Source organism: Deltaproteobacteria bacterium (genome assembly GCA_016208165.1).
GTDB lineage: Bacteria > Desulfobacterota > Desulfarculia > JACQYL01 > JACQYL01 > JACQYL01.
In genome coordinates, this window is the sequence record JACQYL010000001.1 from 1 (window position 1) to 19,850 (window position 19,850).

Sequence of the window (19,850 nt, forward strand, 5' to 3'; positions counted from 1 at the left end):
GGAGAGAGACCTCTCCTTCCGGTGAAGACGATTGCGACGAAGGAGGAGGTAAGTCCGCCAAACCTGGCGAATGAAAACGGGTTTTGCCGGTTGCATATGAAGAGGCCGGCGACGGGAAAACCCCTGCCCCCATCGGAACTGTTCAGGCAAGCTCCACTCCGCCGGAGGCGGGCGCTCCGGGACCACGCGGTCAGTTGAGTCGGCGAGCGCGCAGGGGCTACTCCGTCATGGGCCGCCGCAACTGTTGGGCAGTGGTTCGTAACCCGTTTCGTGTTTCCTCCGAGGCGTTCCCCCCAGACGACTTCCGGGGATTCCCCCAAATACGGTGTAAACGGAGGCACATTCATGGCTCAAACCGAGCGGCCGAAAATGCTGTTCGCCGACGATCAGGGCCGAATATACGATCACCCGTACATGGAAATGGCCGGATTTGACGGACGCGGCAATGTATTGCCGAGGCGCGAGGATCTAACGGATTTACCTGAATTCAGCAAGCTGTTCTTTCTGCCCGGACGGCCGCCGGTGGGTTACGACCCCCGGAGCGGGAAAATGAGGGTGGTGGAAGAAGTCAAACTCGGAAAACGGCGGATCCGATGCCATGCGGTGGCGGCGTTTCCGGAGCCCGGCTACGCGAGAACACTCCTCCCTGCCGCCCGGTACACATCGAAAGGCCCCATGCTTCCTCTATGGGCTTACACGGCCGTGGGAATGGACGAATCGGGCTTTTGCGCCTCGGCCTTTCTGGTGGAACACAATCCCGCCTGGGATCCTCGAAACTACGATGACCGCGACCTGATGTCGGCTCTTGAACGTATGGAGGCGCGGGAGGGAACGAATCCCCTTCTGGATCACGTCAGAAACTGCGCGGTAAACAACCACTGTTTTGCCGCAAAGAACCTGTTTCTCAAGCGTTGGGAGGCTCCCCTTCCGGTGAGCCGAACGTGCAATGCCCGATGCCTGGGCTGTCTTTCCCGGCAGGAGGAAGGCAGTTCCTGCGTGGCTTCCCACGACAGGATTTCATTCCGCCCCACGGTCGGCAACGTGCTGGACCTGGCCGTACCTCATCTAGAGGGTGCCGAGAATGCCATTGTCAGTTTCGGGCAGGGATGCGAAGGCGAACCGCTCACGGAAAGCAAACTGATTGCCGAGTCGGTGTCCGCCATGCGAAGGCAAACATCGAAAGGGACTATCAATCTAAACACGAACGGCAGTTGGCCCGACCGGGTGGCCGGCATCATGGACGCCGGATTGGACTCGATCCGAATCAGCCTGAACAGCGCGAGGTCGGATCTCTACCATGCTTACTATCGTCCCAAGGGGTATTCGTTTCAGGACGTCGTGAGTTCTTTGAAACTCAGCGTTGAAAGGCAGCGGTTCACAATGATCAACTACCTGATCTTCCCTGGAATTACCGACGACGAAGCCGAAATTCAAGCCCTCGAACAGCTCCTGAGGGATACGGGGGGTCATTTCGTTCATTTCAAGAATCTGTGTATAGACCCCGGTCTGTATCTGAACCATATGCCTCGATCAAACCAAAAAGCAGTAGGAATACGGACCGCCTATGAGCGAATCCGGGACGCGTTTCCAGGGCTGACCATCGGATACTTCAACAAGACGGTGACGGATGCCGGAGAGCCGGTTGAAGGAAGAGGCCGACTTGCATTATCCTAGGACAAGTCTTAGTTTTTCAGAGACTCAAGAAACGCCGTTCTTGCGAGAAAGGATTTCACTGAATGGAGACCATTCCCGACGGAATGCACTATGAAGGGATGCTGATCCGTCCCCCGAGCGAGGCGAACAGCATTCTGCTGCAGGCCACCGTGGGCTGCAGCCATAACATATGCACGTTTTGTGTTACGTACAAAGACAAACGGTTCCGCATCAAAGACAATGAAACGTTGATGAGCGATCTTCGGTTCGCTTCCCACTACTGCAAGCGCCAGGACCGGCTGTTCATCATGGACGGGGACGCCCTCATCATGCCGCAGGAGCGGTTGGTCCGGCTTCTGGACAACATTCGGGAAATGCTTCCCTGGGTCCGGCGTGTGGGCTTGTACGCCAATGCCAAATCCGTTCGCATGAAAACGGATGAGGAATTGAACGAGCTTCGCGGTAAGGGACTGGGCATCGCCTATTACGGTGTGGAGAGCGGGGACGGGGATACCCTGAAACGGATCCAGAAAGGCTCGACTCCTGAAACTCTGATCGAACAGGGACAAAGGCTCAAGCGGGCCGGTATCAAGCTCAGTGTAACCGTGTTATTGGGTATCGCCGGCAGGTCGCGGTCTCTCGAGCATGCAAGGGCCACCGGGGCGTTATTGACTGAAATGGATCCGGATTACGTTGGGGCCCTCACCGTCATTGTCATTCCCGGAACGGAACTGTGGGAAGAACAGCAGCGAGGGGCTTTCGAAATTCCGGATGTAAACGGTTTCTTGACGGAACTGCGCGAGATGATCGCCCACACGCATCTGACGGGCGGACTTTTCTTCTCGAACCACGCCTCGAACTATCTGCCCGTCAAAGCTCGGCTTCCGCAAGACAGGGAGAAGACGTTGGCCTTGATCGATCGCGCACTGGTCGGGGAGGTTGAGCTGAAGCCGGAGTGGATGAGGGCTCTATGAGAGCCGCCTCAACGGAGACATGAACGTCATCAAAGCTGCGGCTGATGCCGGCTTATTCCCCCAGTTTGAGCTGTTGCGCGTGAGTAAAACAGTTTTTCCGGGCCAGCCACACCACGACCACGCTGCCGAGGGCCGTGGATGCGGTGAGCATGAGCATTACTACGATCTGGTACTTGATGGCTAACACCGGGTCCGAGCCGGCCAGGATTTGTCCCGTCATCATGCCGGGTAGAAATACGATGCCCACCCCCATCATGGCGTTGATGGACGGAATCATACCGGCGCGAACCGCGTTTGCCATGATGCTCTGGGTGGCTTCCCGATAGTCCGCTCCCAGGCACAGCATCATTTCCACCTCCGCCCTCCGGTTTCTCAACTCGGAAAACAGCCGGTCCAGCGCCACGGCGATGGCGTTCATCGAATTTCCGACCACCATGCCTCCGAGGGGTATGAAGTACTGGGGCAGATACCACGGTTTGGCCTGGACGATCACCCCGGTTACCGTGACGGTGACCACCACGTAGGTGACGAGCATGGACACCAGGGTGGATTGAAAGAAAGGGACCGTCCTTTCTTCGATCCTTCCACGAATGGTCCAGGCGGCGAAAAAGATCATGCCGCAGAAGATGATCAGTACGGGCCACGCTTGCGAGAGGCCGAATACAAAGCGCAGGACATAACCCATGAGATATAGCTGGGCGAACGTTCGCACGGCTCCGATCATCAGGTCCCGCTCGAGCTTCAGTTTCAACGCCAGCGAACATAGGCCGGAACACAGCACGAACACCACACACAGGCCCAGTTGCAGCGGTCCTATGTCAACAGCGCCCATCAGTTACCCCTCTGAGACGGTCTGGGACGTGATTTTGAATCGACGTACGGGAACGGCCGTGGGAAGATTTACGGGATGATGCGTCACCCAGAAAACGGAGACGCCCGTCTCCCGGTTCGCCCGGACGATTTCACGTTCCACGATGGAGGCGGACTCCTCATCCAAAGCGGACGTCGGCTCGTCCAGCAGCAGCACCTCCGGATTCAGGAGTAGGGCCCGGATCAGGCAAAGTCGTTGTTTTTGACCCACGGAGCAGTTCTCGGCCGCATCTTCCAAGGACACTTCCGAGAGCAGGTACCGTTCGAGCCACTGCCGGAGTTCGGCCTCACCCGGAGCATTTTTGCGACCCGAGGCCCGGAGGCTGAAGGGGAGTCGCAAATTCTCCCCTACCGATCCTTTCAACAAAACCGGCGACTGATGGAGGTATGAAACGCGACGGCGCAGCTCTGTCACAGGGAAATGATCGACGGATCGTCCCTCGAAAAAGATTTTGCCTTCCGAGGGTTCTTGAATGCGGTTCAGCAGTTTCAGGAAACTTGACTTGCCGCATCCTGAAGGGCCCTGTAGCAGCGCCACATCCCCGCAGGCAACCTCAAGGGTCACGTTCCTGAACAGGAAACGGCCCGGGCGAAAGGCAAGGGAAACGCTTTCAAGACGGAACATCGCGGTATTCATGCCTGGATCACCCACGGTTTGGATTCGAAAACGTCCGTGCCCGTCACTATTCCTTGACAACTTCGGAACATGGGAGATAATTTGCCGAAGGCTGGGAAGGGAAAAGACACATCCAATTTAACTTCATACGGATCCGTGGGCAAATGGGCCTTGGTATTATCCACTCCCGCCATCGCCTGAATAGCTTCTCCGGATAGGTAAGGATTATGGAACCCTCCAAGATGACGATAGAAATTTGTCGCCTCGCGTTGAGCGCATGTCCCATGCCCGTCTTGATCGAAAGCGACGGCGGTCTGGTTTTCGCCAACGAATCCGCCGTGTCGCTATTGGGCGCCAAGGATGTTCAGTCCCTCGAGGGCATTCCGGTGAGGGAACTTCTCATGCCGGAAAATCCGGACCGGCAGGAAGCATCCGAATCGTATTCGAAGGCGAAAGCGCAGGCGTTCAACGGAGAACGTATTCCCGTATTCGTTGCCGCCAAAACAATTGAACTCAACGCGACGCCAATGATCGCTTACTATTTGAGTGTCCCGGGCGATGACAAGCGAGGCGCCCGGTTCGCGGCCGCATCGGGGGCCGCTGCTGAAGTGCTGATGAACCTCCGCAAAGCAGGACACGACCTCAACCAGCCATTGACCATCATTTCAGGAAAGAGTCAGCTCCTCATGCTCGATGCGGACGAATCGGACCCTCTGTACAAATCACTCAAATCCATCACGGACGCTTCCTTTCGCATGGGTGAGATCGTTCAGAGCATCAGCAGGATGATCAAGTCGCTGGGTTCCGTGGATTGAGAGACGTCCGGGCCGTCGTTCCGTGGGCGCGCTTCCGACGGCGTTGGACGGGTCACATGGCGGACGCTGATTTCTAACCCGATACATCCCGCCCTCTCGTGTTACTGATGCGCTTCTTTGGGATCCTTGCCCAAGCCGAAAGCGTCGTGCAGCACCCTTACGGCCAATTCCGTGTACTTCTCGTCGATCACGCAGGAGATTTTGATCTCGCTGGTGCTGATCATCATGATGTTGATATTGTGCTGGGACAGCACGCCGAACATCTCGGTGGCCACCCCCGGATGGTTTCTCATGCCTACACCCACGATGGACACTTTTGAGATGTTGTCATCCCCCAGCACTCGAGTCGCCCCGATCTCTTTGGCCGTTTCCTGCAGAAGGTGCATCGCGGTCTGGAAATCTTTTTTCGGAACCGTGAAGGTGATGTCCGTCATGTCCTCGGCCCGAGTGTTCTGAATGATCATGTCCACTACGATGTTCGCGTCCGAAATGGGCTTCAGGATCTTATATGCGATTCCCGGCCTGTCAGGGACCTTGGTGACCGTCAACCTGGCCTCGTTCTTGTCGTAAGCCACGCCGGAAACCACTTGTTTTTCCATATTCTTATCCTCCTTGACCACCATCGTTCCCTGTTCATCGGAAAATGTGGATCGAACATGGAGGGGAACGTTGTAGTTTTTTGCGTACTCGACGGAACGGATCTCTAGAACTTTGGCCCCAAGACTGGCCATTTCCATCATTTCATCATAGGAAATTCTGTCCAGTTTTCGGGCTTTGGGGACCACGTTGGGATCGGTAGTGAAGACTCCGGTGACGTCCGTGAAAATCTCACACACGTCGGCCGATACGGCGGCGGCCAGCGCAACGGCCGTGGTGTCGGAGCCGCCGCGACCCAGGGTGGTGATGTTTTCGTCCGGATCGATGCCCTGAAAACCGGCCACTACGACGATCCGGCCCTTCTTCAATTCATCACGCATGCGTGAGGCGTCCACGTTCTCGATACGGGCGGAGCCGAAAGCGTTGTCCGTGAGAATTCTCGCCTGGTGACCCAACAATGAAACCGCGTCCTGCCCCATGCCTATCAGAGTCATGGCCATGAGCGAAACCGTGGTCTGTTCGCCGATGGAGACAAGACAGTCCATTTCCCTGGGATCCGGTCTGGGGTTGATTTCCTTTGCCAGATTGATAAGTCGGTCCGTTTCGCCCTTCATGGCGGACAGCACCACAATAAGATCGTTTCCCTCCCGCCTCAAGTCCACCAATTTTCGAGCGATGTTCCGGATCTTTTCCAGATCGGCGACGGAACTACCCCCGTACTTTCTTACAATTAGCGCCAATGTGTGCACCTCCTCTCGGGGTCGATGCTTTAAACAACCAGATCTCTTCCGATACTCTGCTGAAGGAAGGGAGTGTGGTTCGTCCAAAAGATTTCAGCGGCCTTGTACAGCATTCGCCTGATGCTTTCAAGATCTTTCAGGAGGATAAGATTCGGCCAGCGCCTTCAGCAGGTGGCGCGCTTTTTCGGTTTTGGCCCGGATAACGATACTCCTTGTATATTCCCCCAAGTAGCCGAGTTCCACAACGAGGGCGCTGGATGGAAGTTCCGGGCCCAATTTTTCGGCCCACTCGATGACGCTGACCCCTTCGGGCTCCAAATATTCCTCCAGACCCAACTCGGCGCCGTCGCGAAGGACTTCAATCCGATACAAGTCCAAATGGAACAGAGGGACGCGGCCCGGATATTCGTTGATAAGGGTGAACGTGGGACTCTGGATGACGTATTGATCCGGTACGTCCATGCCGCGAGCAATGCCTCGTGTCAATGTCGTCTTGCCTCCGCCCAAATCACCGCTCAGGGCCACCACATCGCCCTTGTCCAGGAGCCGCGCCAGCAGCTCGCCCAGTCGCTCGGTCTGTTCCGGCGACGAGGTGATCCATGAAACGGTTTTCTCCTCGACCATGGGGTGAACCTCTGCCAAGGCGACCGGCCTCACATTCACCGCGCGGGACCTACGGTACGGTCGTAACCAGCGGGACCAAGGGGGTGTCACCGGGCTCTTTTCTTCGGGATTCGAGCCGAGCCAGACATTCCGGCAAGGCTTCGCACACGTCTCCGGCAAGGTATCCGACAGGCGCTTTACGAGCGGCGATCCAGTCCGCGGTCCACCCGTGCAGAAAAACGCCCGTTTTGGCCGCTTCGCCAGGGGGCAACCCTAATGCCAGAAATCCTGCAATGATTCCGGTCAAGACGTCGCCGGACCCGCCTGTGGCCAGCCCGGGATTTCCCGTAGAATTGATGAACAGGCTTCCATCCGGATAGGCGATCAAGGTTCTCGCTCCCTTCAGCACCAGGTATACGCCGTGCTCTCTCGCAAACGTCCGAGCCGCGGCCGGTCGGTCCGCTTGAATCTCGACCGTTGAAAGTTTAGTCATCCGCGCCATCTCTCCCGGATGGGGAGTCAGGATCAACGGGGATCGGGCTTGCTTCAACACCCTCGTATCGTCGGATATGGCGGTCAACCCGTCCGCGTCCAAAACCACGGGCAACGGACTGCTCCGAACGAGTTCCCTGACCAGCTCCGCGGTTTCGGGCCTGGTGGAAATACCCGGCCCCAAAGCCAGGGCGGTTTTGCGCTCCATAATGCCCATGATAGACTCGAGGGAAACCATGCCCAGACACGCCTCGGCCGTCTCGGGCAAGGGCTCGGTCATGGGTTCCGTCAACTTTATCTCCATGATTGAATTGAGGCTGCGCGGAATACCCAGTGTTACCAGTCCTGTTCCCACATGGGCCGCCGAGCGGCAGACCAGGTCCGCGGCTCCGGTCTTGCCCGTGCTCCCGGCCAGGACAAAGAGGTGTCCGAAATTGCCTTTGTGGCCGGCCGGATTTCGTTCCTCGGGGAGCCGTATTCCTTCAAAGGTCAGAAGCTCTCGAACGACTTCCAATTCGCCGATCAGGCGGCGCGGTATCGAGATGTTCGCACAGTACAATGCCCCGGTAAGCGCCCTGCCCGGATAGATGACCTGACCTATTTTGGGCAATCCGAATGTCACGGTCACGTCCGCCTGAACCGCTTCCCCCAAAGCCACGCCTCGGTTCGAGTCCAGGCCGGACGGAATGTCCACGGCCAGCACCTTGGCTGGAAACCGGTTCATGGCTTGAATGGCCTTGCCGTACAGTCCTCGGACTTCGGAACTGAGACCGGTGCCCAACAAGGCGTCTACTAGAAGGTATGCGTGGGCCCATTGCGTCTCCGATGCGGGCAGGTCATCCTCGGAGAGGACTTCATGGATGGGCACACCCAGCTTTCGACAGATATCGAGATTGATCCGGGCGTCGCCTGTTACCCGGTCCATGCTCGAGAGCAGGAAGACCTGAACCCGGGCTTCATCCTCGAAGAAGTAACGGGCCAGCACAAATCCGTCGCCGCCGTTATTGCCGCGGCCGGCCAGCACGCAAATACGTTTCCCTCGAAACGGCCCGAAACAACGATCCGCGATCTGATACGCCGTCCGACCGGCGTTCTCCATCAGAACCGACCCCGGGACGCCTACCTCTTCGATGGTTCGACGGTCCAAAATCCTCATTTCTTCGGCCGTTACCACGAGCATGTCAGTCCTCCAACACCACCATGGCGACCGCATATTCGCCGTCGTCGGAAAGGCTCACATGAGACCTGAGCACGTTTTGTTCGGCGGCGATCTGTTCGGCTTTACCTCGAAGCAGCAGCATGGGCTTCCCCCGGCGGTCGTGACCAACCTCGATATCCTTCCACGCCAACCCCTGCCTAAAGCCGGTTCCCAGAGCTTTGGAAAGCGCCTCTTTTGCCGCAAAACGCATGGCAAAAGACGCGGCCGGGCGTTTTCGTCGTGCGCACCGGGCGATTTCGTCGGGCGTGTACACGCGATTCAGGAAACGGTGGTTCCACCGGTCGAGCATTCTTTCGATCCTGGATATCTTTACGAGATCCACTCCAATGCCAAGAATCACCCTGGACTACCCCCGAATAAGCGCGATCATGTCCCGCACCGCTCGTTCGATACCCACCATCACGGCTCGGGCGATAATGGAGTGGCCGATGCTGAACTCCTCGATTTCAGGAATTCCGTCGAACCGTTTTACATTCTGATACGTCAGACCGTGGCCGACAGCCACTCGAAGTCCCAAGTCCGCCGCGTTTCGCGCCGCGTTCAGCACTTCTTCGAAACGTTCCGAAGCCTCATCCTCGGAAGCGGCGTCCGCATACCGGCCCGTGTGAATCTCGACGATGTCTCCACCGGCCTCCTTTGCCGCAGCAATCTGATGGAACGCGGCGTCTACGAACAGGCTTACGGCCGGCCCCCCTTTCTTGAGCTGCGCCACCGCGCGGGACAACGAATCGAAATTACCGGCAATATCGAGTCCGCCCTCCGTAGTCAGTTCTTCCCTCTTTTCCGGAACCAGCGTGACCATATCGGGACCTACCTCTCGGGCGATTCGAATCATTTCTTCCGTGGCCGCCATTTCGAGATTCAGTTTTGACGTGACGACCTTTCTCAACAGGGATACATCGCGATCCTGGATGTGCCTGCGGTCTTCCCTGAGATGACAGGTGATGCCGTCCGCTCCGCCCAATTCCGCCAGCACGGCCGCGGTCACCGGCTCGGGTTCGAAGGTTCTTCTTGCTTGCCGTATAGTGGCGATGTGATCGATATTCACAGAGAGTTTCGGCATGGCTTCTCCTTGAAGGGACAACGGTTTTCCGAAAAGCAAAATGGGCGCGCGAGGTCTTTGCCGGCTGCGTCGAAGGTTCTTTCTTATCGCAAAACGCATTCAATTGAAACTGAAAAACCGTGGAAACGCGAGGCCGCGGCAGGCCTGGAACGGTTTACGCGGTTGGGAGGCCGGGAAGAAAGCAGCGAAACGTTGCTCCGCCGGCGCCGGACGCTTATAATCGTCGGGAGGGAAGCGTTTCGATTCGCCGGGCCGTACATGTTGCGTTAGGCTCCCTTTGCCCGCTGATTCAACCTACTGTTGGTCTTATATCGAAAGACAGGAGCAGCCACATGCGTCAACTGATCAAATTCGGAAAAAAGATCGTCGAACAGGGACTCACCGGAGCTTTTTTTGGAAATGTAAGCGGCCGTGAAGGCGATCGCATATGGATCAGCACCAGCGGGAGTATGCTGGATGAGCTGGAACATGAACTGGTTCAGGTGCATGTGAGGGATCCCGGGCCCGAGGACTCGAGGGCCTCTTCGGATCTGGTGCTGCACCGAGCCGTCTATGCACGGACGAAGGCTCGCTATGTGTTTCACGGGCATCCTACCTACTCGGTGGTTCTATCGCTCATTAACAAGGCGGGAGATCGGCTCGAGCCGGACGACATGGAGAGCCGGCACGTACTGAAGGGGATTCCCATCCTCGACGGCAATGTGTCGAGAGAGGAATTGGCTCCCGTATTGGCGGAAACCTTGGCGGACGCGCCTGCGGCTATTGTGCGGGGGCACGGCGTTTTTTCGGCGGGAGCGGATCCGGTGGGAGCCTTTGCGTGCCTGTGCGCGGTCGAGCATGCGTGCCGGGTTCTATATCTGGTAAGCATGAAGAGGCGTTTGGATTCGAAGGTTAAGCGGTCATCTACCCGGTCTTCCTTATAGACTTCCATTTGACAGATAAGAGTCGAAATGTTAAACAAATAGCCGGTCTTGGCGAAAGTATTCCGGGACATCAACTTACGATCGGGCGATTCGTTGCAGTCCTTCCACCTCTCGGGTCGATCGTGGCGAATCTGATAGTCCTGATGACCTTGAGCATATCTTCTTACTGCACATCGGCGTGCGCCGACGGTGCTTACGAAATGCCGGCATGCGCATACGTGCGGCCCCCGATTTCCCTTCGCCGATTCCGGAAATTCTCTGAGCGGATACGCCGGGTGCTTGTCGTAGAGTATTCACGATACATCGCCCGGCAAATGCTGCGGGAGCGCGAACACGTGGACGTGCGCCTAAATGGATCTTACGATGCTTTCATGATATCGCCGGCAAGGTCCTCGCCGAGTCTGTAAGAATCGCCTTGCCCCGTGAATTCATGGTTTTGATCGGAACCTGGTGCCTGTGCTTCAATACCCAGGCGAAGTGACATTCGCACCGGCACGCAGCATGACAAAATTTCCGACAGCGTTCCCCAGCTCAAGCCTTCCCTGCTTCTGGAAAGTGGAAAGTCAATTGTTACACAAACATCAACAGGCCAACGGGATCGTTTCGCCGGTGATATTGGGGCTCCAGCCTCATGCCTGATTACGGGAAATGTCGGGGGTTCGGCTCCTTGATTCAGCTTTGACGCACTTGAGAGCCCGGCGTTCCAACGTCGTGGCGGATGTTAACCAGTGGCGGGTCGGCATGCGGTTTTGAGTGGAATCCTCGGATGACGCCACGAACACCCAGTCCTCATCCCAGAGGGTGTAGAAGAGGTGAAACGAATGAAAGAAGAAAGGCAAGACAACGCAAAGGGAATAAGCCGGGACAAGGACAAATCGGACGATGGGCGGACGGCGTTTTTGGCCTCCATTGTCGAGTGCTCCGACGACGCTATCATGGGCAAGACGATCGACGGGGTCATTACCAGTTGGAACCCTGCCGCCGAATTGATGTACGGTTATTCGGCCAAGGAAATCATCGGCAAGCCTATCTCCCTCCTCTTTTCTCCCGACCATCCTAGGGAGATGGACGAGATCCTCGCCAAAATCCGCAAGGGACGGCGTGTCGAGCACTACGAAACCCTTCGCAGGCGCAAAGACGGCTCCCTTATCCACGTTTCCCGAAACCTCGTGAGAGCTTCCTCCATTGCTCGCGACATCTCGGAACGTAAACGAATCGACGAGCAGTTACAGGCGACGTCCAAATACGCCAGGAGTCTGATCGAGGCTAGTCTCGATCCTCTGGTCACCATCAGCGCCGAGGGGAAAATTACCGATGTCAATGAAGCGACCGTGAAAGTGACGGGAGTCCCCCGGGACAAGCTCATTGGGACGGACTTCTCGGACTATTTTACCGAGCCGACGAACGCACGGGAGGGATATCGCCAGGTCTTTTCGCAAGGATTTGTCACGGACTATCCCCTTACCATCAGGCATCGGGATGGGCGACTCACGAACGTGCTTTACAACGCATCGGTGTACAACGACATGCAAGGCAACGTCCTTGGCGTGTTTGCCGCGGCGCGCGATGTCACGGCTCAGCGGCAGGCGGCGCAGTATGCCAGAAGCCTGATCGAGGCGAGCCTCGACCCGCTGGTCACCATCAGCCCGGAAGGAAAAATTACGGACGTCAATGAGGCCACCGTGAAGGTGACCGGCATCCTCCGGGACAGGCTGGTAGGAACGGACTTTTCGGACTATTTCACCGAGCCCGATAAGGCGCGGGAGGGATATCAGCAGGTCTTCCAGGAGGGCTTTGTCACGGACTACCCCCTGACCATCCGGCACAGGGATGGAAAACTGGTGGACGTTCTGTACAACGCCTCGGTCTACAAGGACGTCACCGGCAGTGTCCTCGGCGTCTTTGCAGCAGCCCGCGATGTCACGGCCGAGCGTCAGGCGGCCCAGTACGCCAGGAGCCTCATTGAGGCGAGCCTCGACCCCCTGGTCACCATCAGCCCGGAAGGAAAAATCACGGACGTCAACGAAGCGACCATAAAGGTGACGGGTCTTCCCCGCGACGGGCTCATCGGCACGGACTTCTCGAACTATTTTACGGAACCCGAGAAGGCCAGGGAAGGGTACCTGCAGGTTTTCGAAAAGGGCTTTGTCACGGACTATGCCCTAACCATCCGGCACAGAGACGGGAAATTGGTGGACGTCCTATACAACGCCTCGGTCTACAAGGATATACGGGGCAACGTTCTCGGTGTCTTTGCCGCCGCCAGGGACGTGACGGACACCAAACGGGTCATGCGCGAGTTCTCGGAAACAAAGAACTTCCTGGATAACATCCTCGAGAGTTCGACCAAATACTCGATCATCGGAAAAGATCTGAACCACCGTATCCTCTCATGGAACGAGGGGGCCCGGCGCAACTACGGCTACACGGCGGAGCAGATCATAGGCAGAGACTCGAGCATCCTACACACGCCCGAGGACCTCGAGTCGGGCATCGTGGACAAGATGCTGGATATGGCCTATGAAAAAGGACTGGCCGAGGCCGAGTTTCAGCGGGTTCGCAAAGACGGCTCCCGTTTCATGGCGAGCGTGGTTGTTACACGCCGAAACGACCCTTCAGGTAATCCCCTCGGCTTTCTGCTCATGAGTAACGACATCTCGGAAAAGAAGGAGGCTGAGGAACAACTCCGCGAGGCTTCGCAGTATGCCAGGAGCCTGATCGAGGCCAGTCTCGACCCCCTGGTCACCATCAGCCCCGAAGGAAAGATTACGGACGTCAATGAAGCGACCATCAAAGCTACCGGCTTTTCCAGGGACAAGCTTATCGGAACGGACTTCTCGGACTACTTCACCGAGCCTGAGACTGCACGCAAGGGATATGAGCAGGTATTTCAAAAAGGCTTTGTCACCGACTACGCGCTGACTATCCGCCACAATAACGGTCAGCTCACCGATGTTCTTTATAACGCCAGCGTGTATAAAGACACCCGCGAGAACGTGATTGGGGTTTTTGCCGCGGCGCGCGACGTCACGGCCCAACAGCAGACTTCACAATATGCCCGAAGTCTGATCGAATCATCCCTCGACCCGCTGGTGACGATCAGCATCGACGGCAAAATCACGGACGTCAACGAGGCTACGATTCGGGTCACGGGCGTCGGTCGCGACCAGTTGATCGGCACCGACTTTTCCAACTATTTCACGGAACCCGAAAAAGCTCGCGAAGGCTATCAACAGGTATTTGCCAAGGGCTTTGTTACCCACTACGCGCTGACCATTCGCCACAACAACGGCCAACTCACCGATGTTCTTTACAACGCCAGCGTGTACAAAGACACCCGAGAAAACGTGATAGGCGTCTTTGCCGCCGCGCGCGACGTAACGGCGCGTAAACGCGTCGAGGAGGAATTGTTCGAACAGCGTCGGAGAGAGCTGGACCGGCTGGCGGAGCTTGAAAAATTCCAGAAACTGACGGTGGGGCGCGAACTCAAGATGGTTGAACTGAAGAAGGAAATCGAGGATCTAAGAAAAATCAATGAAGAATATGAGCGCAAATTAAGCCAGAGGGTGTGAGAATGCTTTCCCGCAACGCCGGGCCGAAGGCCCAACCCGTGGAACTGATCCTGGATGCCACGGATCAGGGGATCTACGTGCTGGATGCCGAAGGACGGTGCACACTGTTCAATCGGGCCGCTTCCGTCATGACCGGCTGGGGGTCCGAGGAGGGGTTGGGTCGAAGCATTCATGAGCTTATCCACCACACCCGGCCGGGTGGATCTCCTCATCCCCCTTCCGAGTGCTCGGTCCTCGGCGTGCTGCGCACGGGCGAAGGCGTTCACAAGGACAGCGAAATCTATTGGCGTAAGAACGGCACCCCGTTTCCCGTGGAGTATTCCTCATCACCGATTATCGAGGACGGCAGGACCATCGGTGCGGTGGTTGTCTTTATCGATATCACGGAACGCAAGAAGGTTGAAAAGGCCCTGAGCGATCGGGAAGAAGAACTGCGGCTCATCTCGGATGCCGGGCCGACGCTGATTTCCTATGTCGATTCCGGCGGCCTGTACCACTGGGTCAACAAGACGTACGCCGAATGGGTGGGCCTCTCGGCCAGGGAAATACGGGGACTGCACGTCCGTGAAGTGCTGGGCGAGACGGCCTGGCTGGCCGTTGAGCCATTCGCCGAGCGTGTTCTGGCCGGTGAAGCGGTCACCTACGAGCACCAGTTGCTGATGCGGGATGGACCCCGCTGGGTGCGTGGAACCTGTACTCCCGACCTGAATGAAGCCGGTCAGGTGCGGGGATTTGTCGAACACGCGTTGGATATCGGGGAGCGCAAGGAAGCCGAAGAGACTTACCGTGCGACCTTGAACATCCTCGAAGATTTCGACGAAGAGAAGGCCAACCTGCAAAACCTCCAGCTGGCCACGATGAACCTGCTGGAAGACCTCGATGAAGAGCGTCTTAATTTTCAACAGATCCAAAAGGCGACCTTGAATCTTCTGGAGGATATGAATGCCGAGCGGGAGAAATCGGATCAGACGCAGCGCGCCCTTATGAACATCCTGGATGATGTGGAAGTGGAACGCGTCAAAGCTGAACAGGCCAGGGCGCTCTTGGAATCCGTCAACAAGGAGCTGGAAGCTTTTTCCTACTCGGTTTCCCACGACTTGCGGTCGCCTTTGCGCGCCATCAGCGGATTCACCCAAGCATTGATGGAAGATTGGGCGCCGCTGCTGGACGATGATGGCAAGCGCTATCTCGCTCTCGTGCAGGAAAACGCCCATAGGATGGGTCAGCTCATCGACGACCTGTTGACGTTTTCGCGGCTCGGGCGGCAGACCATGACCGTGACCGAAATCGACATGGCCGACCTGGCGCAATCCGTGTATGATGAACTTGAAACCCGGACCTCGGGGCGCAACATCGCTTTCACGATGGGTGCGATTCCGCCGGCCCAAGGAGACAAGGCGCTGATACGTCAAGTCCTGGTGAATCTGATTTCCAACGCCGTAAAGTTTACCCAAACCAGGGAACGGGCCCTGATCGAGTTCGGCTATGAAACCCAAGGGGGGGACGGTGCTTACTTCATTCGGGACAACGGAGTAGGCTTTGATATGCGGTACGTCGACAAGCTCTTCGGGGTGTTTCAGCGGCTGCACTCGGTGACGGAGTTCGAGGGCACCGGCGTGGGACTCGCGCTGGTGTACCGTATCGTCACCCGTCACGGCGGTTCGGTTTGGGCGGAGGGCCGTCTGGATCGAGGAGCCGCCTTTTACTTCAGCTTGCCGCAGAAAGGCACAAGATGATCGATTGTGAAACGGAGATCGTTCTCGTGGAGGACAATCCGAACGATGCGGAACTCATTACGAGGGTGCTCAAGAAACACGATCTAGGCGACAATTTGGTCATCCTAAGGGACGGCGCGGAAGCCCTGTCGTTTCTTTTCGGGGAGGACGGCTGCGTCAAAGGATCCCTTGGCCCCCTCAGGTTGATTCTACTGGACTTGAAACTTCCGAAAGTCGATGGAACCGAGGTGCTGCGTCGAATCAAAACCGATGAGCGCACCAAGAGTATACCGGTCGTCATCCTGACTTCTTCATCGGAGCAGCGCGATCTCCATGATACTTACAACTTGGGCGCCAACAGCTATGTGACAAAGCCGATCAAATTCACCGACTTCGCCCAAGTGGTGTCGGACGTGGGATCGTACTGGTTGCGTCGGAACAAATTACCCGACCTGTAGCGGGGGATCCCAATGAACGAGAAGCTCCGAATACTACTTCTCGAAGACAATTTCTCGGATGCAGAGCTGATTCAGCGCGAACTGCGCAAGTTCGGTTTCGATTTCGAGGTGCGCTGGGCCGAGAACAAGGCCGCTTTTCTTGACGCGTTGGATACGTTTGTGCCCGATATACTTTTAGCGGACTATGCTCTCCCAGGATTCGACGGCATGGCCGCCCTATCCCTGGCGCGGCGTCGCTTCGAGGATATACCGTTGATACTCGTGTCCGGAGCGATCGGCGAGGAAACGGCCATTGAGTGCCTCAAGGCCGGAGCGACCGACTATGTCTTAAAGCAGCGGTTGAAGCGGCTCGGGACAGTCATCCGGCGAGCACTTTTGGAATCCGAGCAATTGACCGAGAGAAAGCGGGCCGAGGAAGCCCTGCGGCAGGCCAAGGACGAGCTGGAACACAAGGTCCGGGAGCGAACGGCCGAGCTGGTTCGCACCGTCGACACGCTCCAGGAGGAAATCGCTCAGCGCCGTCGGGCCGAGGACGACGTGCGGCTGGCTAACGCACAACTGCAGGAGCGCGCGGTTCAATTGCGGGCTCTGGCCCGTCAACTGACCGTTGTCGAGAGCCGCGAGCGCAACCGAATAGCCAAGATCCTGCACGATCATCTGCAGCAACAGTTGGCATCCGCCAAGCTTCAGGTCACCTGGCTGGATCAGCTGACGGGTGACGATCTCGCCCTGGCTGCGGCGCGCATAGAAGATATTCTATCCGAGGCGATCAAGGTCTCACGCTCGCTCACCGCGGAACTGAGCCCTCCCATTTTGCACGAGGCGGGACTGGAGGCCGGGCTCGAATGGCTGGTCCGCCGGATGCTGGACGAGTACGCCCTTCGGGTCGATCTGACCGTCGACGACAGATCCGAGCTCGATGAGGACGTGAGAATCATGCTCTTCGAGTCGGTGCGCGAATTGCTCTTCAACGTGGTCAAGCATGCCAAGGTATCGTGGGCCGAGGTGCGGGTACAACCTGTGGATGAGACCGGCATGCTCATCACGGTCAGAGATGAAGGCGTCGGATTTGATCCCCTCCAATTAAAGCCGTCTGGAGATAATTATCCCGGATTTGGGTTGTTCACGATCCAAGAGCGGATCGACCTGATCGGCGGCCACTTGAAGATCTCGAGCGCCCTGGAAAAGGGTAGCTGTTTTTCGTTACTCGTGCCATACGCGCATCAGGCCGCCGCGCCGCTTTCCGGCGCGTCCTACCCCGAACCGGCGCAAACGTGCGCCGAAACGGTGCTCGAGGATGAGGCGCCGCTAATCCGTGTCTTGATTGCCGACGATCACGCCATTTTTCGCGACGGTATCGCCCGCCTGTTGAACCGTGAAAGGGATATCCAGGTGGTCGCCGAGGCCGGCAGCGGGAGGGAAGCCGTTGAGTTGGCGCGTAAGACGGCGCCGGACCTGATCCTCATGGACATCTCGATGCCCGAGGTCAACGGCATCGAGGCCACCCGGATCATTTGCAGGGAGTCACCGGATATTCGGATCATCGGTTTTTCCATGTACGAAGACGAAGAGCGGTCTCTTGCGATTCTAAAGGCCGGCGCCGTTGGGCACAAGACCAAGGGCTGCGCGGCATCCGATCTGCTGGAAGCGATCCGCCGGTGCATGCGCGCGAAATCGGTTGGAGGACCGTAAAACGCGATCCCTTGAACCGCCATCCGATCCTATATTCCATCCTTGACTTTATCCGGGATTCTGGTTTATTGCGACGCATGATCAGTGATCTGGAAAAGACCGTTCTATCGGAAATACAGGGCGACTTACCCGTCGAGCCCAGACCGTTTCTGACCATTGCCCGCAAATTGAACCTTACCGAAGAACAGGTGTTGGCGTGCATCCGTGAGCTGACGGAAAAGGGAGTGATCCGTCGGTTTGGAGTGACCATTCGGCATCAGGTTTCGGGATTCGAAGCCAACGCCATGGCCGCATTCAAAGTGGAAGACGAGAGAACGGATGAAGTGGGCGCCCTCATCAGCGAGTATCCCCAGGTTACGCACTGTTACCGGCGTACGCCCATGGGTGGGTGGCCATACAATCTGTTCGCCATGATTCACGGCGGCTCTCGGGAAGAATGCGAGCGTGTTGCCGGTGAAATAGCAAAGCGAGCAGGTATTCATCAATATCGGCTGTTGTACAGCGATGAAGAGCACAAGAAGACCAGCATGAGGTATTTTTAGCCATGGACTCGACCGTGTCGTCTCGATTGTATGAACATGCGCTTCGGATCATACCCGGCGGGGTGAATTCCCCGGTGAGAGCCTGTCGGTCCGTGGGACGCGATCCGTTGTTTATACGAAGAGCCAAAGGCTCGAAAATCTACGATGCCGACGGAAGGGAATATCTGGACTTTGTGGCTTCCTGGGGGCCTATGGTCCTGGGGCACGCGGATGATCGAGTGGTAGCCGCCATCAAGGACGCCGCCGTGAACGGAACGAGCTTCGGCGCTCCCACCGAGCTGGAAGTGAAGATGGCCCAAACCATTGTCGATGCGGTGCCCTCCGTGGAGATGGTTCGCATGGTGAATTCCGGAACGGAAGCCACCATGAGCGCCATACGATTGGCTCGAGGATATACGGGGCGCGATCTGGTGGTCAAATTCGACGGCTGCTACCACGGTCATGCGGATGGGCTTCTGGTCAAAGCCGGTTCGGGTCTGGCGACGTTCGGGATACCCGGTAGTCCCGGAGTTCCCGACGATGTCTGCAAAAACACGCTTTCTCTGCCCTACAACGACACAGCCGCCTTCGAAGCGTGCATGCGACAAGCCGGGGCGCGGATTGCGGCCGTCATTGTCGAGCCCATTGCAGGAAACATGGGCGTTGTACCTCCTGCGGACGGCTTCCTGGAAACGCTGCGCCGCCATACTCGGGAAACGGGCGCGCTGCTGATTTTCGATGAAGTGATCACCGGATTCAGGGTCGGATGGGGCGGGGCCCAGGAGCGCTTCGGTATCCGTCCCGATTTGACATGCCTGGGCAAGATCATCGGCGGAGGGCTGCCGGTCGGCGCCTTCGGGGGTCGCCAAGAGATCATGCGTCGCATGGCGCCCGAGGGGGACATCTATCAAGCGGGTACTCTTTCCGGAAATCCGTTGGCCATGGCGGCCGGTCTGGCCACTCTGGACGTTCTGATGGGTGCGGATGTGTATGAAACGCTGGATAGAAAGAGCACCCTGTTTTGGAACGGAATGAAGGAGTGCGTGAAAGAGGCGGGCATTCCCGCTGTTGTGAACGCCGTGGGATCCATGGGCGCGCTCTTCTTTACCAGTGATCCTGTAACCGACTTCGTCGGCGCCATGCGTAGCGATAGGGAACGGTTTGCGCGTTACTACAGCCTCATGTTGGACCGAGGGGTGTATTTGGCGCCGTCCGCTTACGAGGCCTCGTTTATCTCGATGGCTCACTGCGAATCGGACTTGGAAAGAGCGTGGGATGCGTTTCGGGATTCCTTACGGCGACTAAGTTAAATAAAACAAAAAAAGAG

Annotated in this window: 17 protein-coding genes and 1 pseudogene; 11 read left to right on the top strand and 7 right to left on the bottom strand. The window is 57.3% G+C overall.

The window, feature by feature from the left end; translation table 11 throughout:
* Positions 1-345: 345 nt before the first annotated feature.
* Both HY788_00005 and HY788_00010 read left to right on the top strand, forming a co-directional pair.
* Entirely contained in the window at positions 346-1,674 is a 1,329-nt protein-coding gene (locus HY788_00005; protein ID MBI4772557.1) for a radical SAM protein, read from the top strand.
* An 83-nt stretch (positions 1,675-1,757) separates the two neighbouring features.
* Positions 1,758-2,627, top strand: coding sequence for a B12-binding domain-containing radical SAM protein (locus tag HY788_00010; GenBank protein ID MBI4772558.1), 870 nt, complete (start codon positions 1,758-1,760; stop codon positions 2,625-2,627).
* 52 nt (positions 2,628-2,679) lie between these two features.
* Here HY788_00010 and fetB read toward each other — a convergent pair whose 3' ends face one another.
* Together fetB and HY788_00020 are read right to left on the bottom strand one after the other, a co-directional pair.
* The gene (gene fetB / locus HY788_00015) at positions 2,680-3,459 is read right to left on the bottom strand and encodes an iron export ABC transporter permease subunit FetB (protein MBI4772559.1); all 780 of its coding nucleotides are present in this window, start codon (positions 3,457-3,459) and stop codon (positions 2,680-2,682) included.
* A gap of 3 nt (positions 3,460-3,462) precedes the next feature.
* A complete protein-coding gene (locus tag HY788_00020) occupies positions 3,463-4,134 on the bottom strand; it encodes an ATP-binding cassette domain-containing protein (protein MBI4772560.1) in 672 nt (223 codons plus the stop codon).
* 206 nt (positions 4,135-4,340) lie between these two features.
* Between HY788_00020 and HY788_00025 the strand changes: the two genes are divergently transcribed.
* Complete coding sequence (locus tag HY788_00025) at positions 4,341-4,928, top strand: hypothetical protein (protein ID MBI4772561.1); 588 nt, start codon at positions 4,341-4,343, stop codon at positions 4,926-4,928.
* A 101-nt stretch (positions 4,929-5,029) separates the two neighbouring features.
* Here HY788_00025 and HY788_00030 read toward each other — a convergent pair whose 3' ends face one another.
* The 5 genes from HY788_00030 to HY788_00050 form a co-directional block, all read right to left on the bottom strand.
* A complete protein-coding gene (locus HY788_00030) occupies positions 5,030-6,265 on the bottom strand; it encodes an aspartate kinase (GenBank protein ID MBI4772562.1) in 1,236 nt (411 codons plus the stop codon).
* A gap of 126 nt (positions 6,266-6,391) precedes the next feature.
* Positions 6,392-6,889 (bottom strand): tRNA (adenosine(37)-N6)-threonylcarbamoyltransferase complex ATPase subunit type 1 TsaE, encoded by a 498-nt coding sequence (gene tsaE, locus HY788_00035; protein MBI4772563.1) that lies wholly within the window; start codon positions 6,887-6,889, stop codon positions 6,392-6,394.
* Between the two features lie 49 nt (positions 6,890-6,938).
* Positions 6,939-8,540, bottom strand: coding sequence for an NAD(P)H-hydrate dehydratase (locus HY788_00040; GenBank protein MBI4772564.1), 1,602 nt, complete (start codon positions 8,538-8,540; stop codon positions 6,939-6,941).
* A gap of 1 nt (position 8,541) precedes the next feature.
* Positions 8,542-8,919 carry a holo-ACP synthase gene (locus HY788_00045; GenBank protein MBI4772565.1) on the bottom strand — a complete coding sequence of 126 codons (378 nt, stop codon included), beginning with the start codon at positions 8,917-8,919 and terminating at the stop codon, positions 8,542-8,544.
* 6 nt (positions 8,920-8,925) lie between these two features.
* The gene (locus HY788_00050; GenBank protein ID MBI4772566.1) at positions 8,926-9,642 is read right to left on the bottom strand and encodes a pyridoxine 5'-phosphate synthase; all 717 of its coding nucleotides are present in this window, start codon (positions 9,640-9,642) and stop codon (positions 8,926-8,928) included.
* 332 nt (positions 9,643-9,974) lie between these two features.
* On the opposite strand from HY788_00050, the gene HY788_00055 reads away from it, so the two are divergent.
* The 8 genes and pseudogenes from HY788_00055 to hemL all read left to right on the top strand — a co-directional run bounded on the left by HY788_00055 (position 9,975) and on the right by hemL (position 19,833).
* Positions 9,975-10,565, top strand: coding sequence for a class II aldolase/adducin family protein (locus tag HY788_00055; protein MBI4772567.1), 591 nt, complete (start codon positions 9,975-9,977; stop codon positions 10,563-10,565).
* A gap of 821 nt (positions 10,566-11,386) precedes the next feature.
* A pseudogene (locus tag HY788_00060) lies at positions 11,387-12,430 on the top strand (PAS domain S-box protein).
* Between the two features lie 426 nt (positions 12,431-12,856).
* Positions 12,857-14,137: a PAS domain S-box protein gene (locus tag HY788_00065; GenBank protein ID MBI4772568.1), complete on the top strand. Its 1,281-nt coding sequence runs from the start codon at positions 12,857-12,859 to the stop codon at positions 14,135-14,137.
* A 2-nt stretch (positions 14,138-14,139) separates the two neighbouring features.
* Positions 14,140-15,873, top strand: a complete 1,734-nt coding sequence (locus tag HY788_00070; GenBank protein MBI4772569.1) for a PAS domain S-box protein — start codon at positions 14,140-14,142, stop codon at positions 15,871-15,873.
* On the top strand, positions 15,870-16,310 hold the full coding sequence (locus HY788_00075; protein ID MBI4772570.1) for a response regulator: 441 nt from the start codon (positions 15,870-15,872) through the stop codon (positions 16,308-16,310). The genes HY788_00070 and HY788_00075 overlap by 4 nt, the downstream gene beginning before the upstream one ends.
* Before the next feature lie 12 nt (positions 16,311-16,322).
* On the top strand, positions 16,323-18,002 hold the full coding sequence (locus tag HY788_00080) for a response regulator (GenBank protein ID MBI4772571.1): 1,680 nt from the start codon (positions 16,323-16,325) through the stop codon (positions 18,000-18,002).
* Positions 18,003-18,079: 77 nt separating this feature from the next.
* Positions 18,080-18,544: an Lrp/AsnC family transcriptional regulator gene (locus tag HY788_00085; protein MBI4772572.1), complete on the top strand. Its 465-nt coding sequence runs from the start codon at positions 18,080-18,082 to the stop codon at positions 18,542-18,544.
* 2 nt (positions 18,545-18,546) lie between these two features.
* Positions 18,547-19,833, top strand: coding sequence for a glutamate-1-semialdehyde 2,1-aminomutase (gene hemL / locus HY788_00090; GenBank protein MBI4772573.1), 1,287 nt, complete (start codon positions 18,547-18,549; stop codon positions 19,831-19,833).
* Positions 19,834-19,850 lie beyond the last annotated feature (17 nt).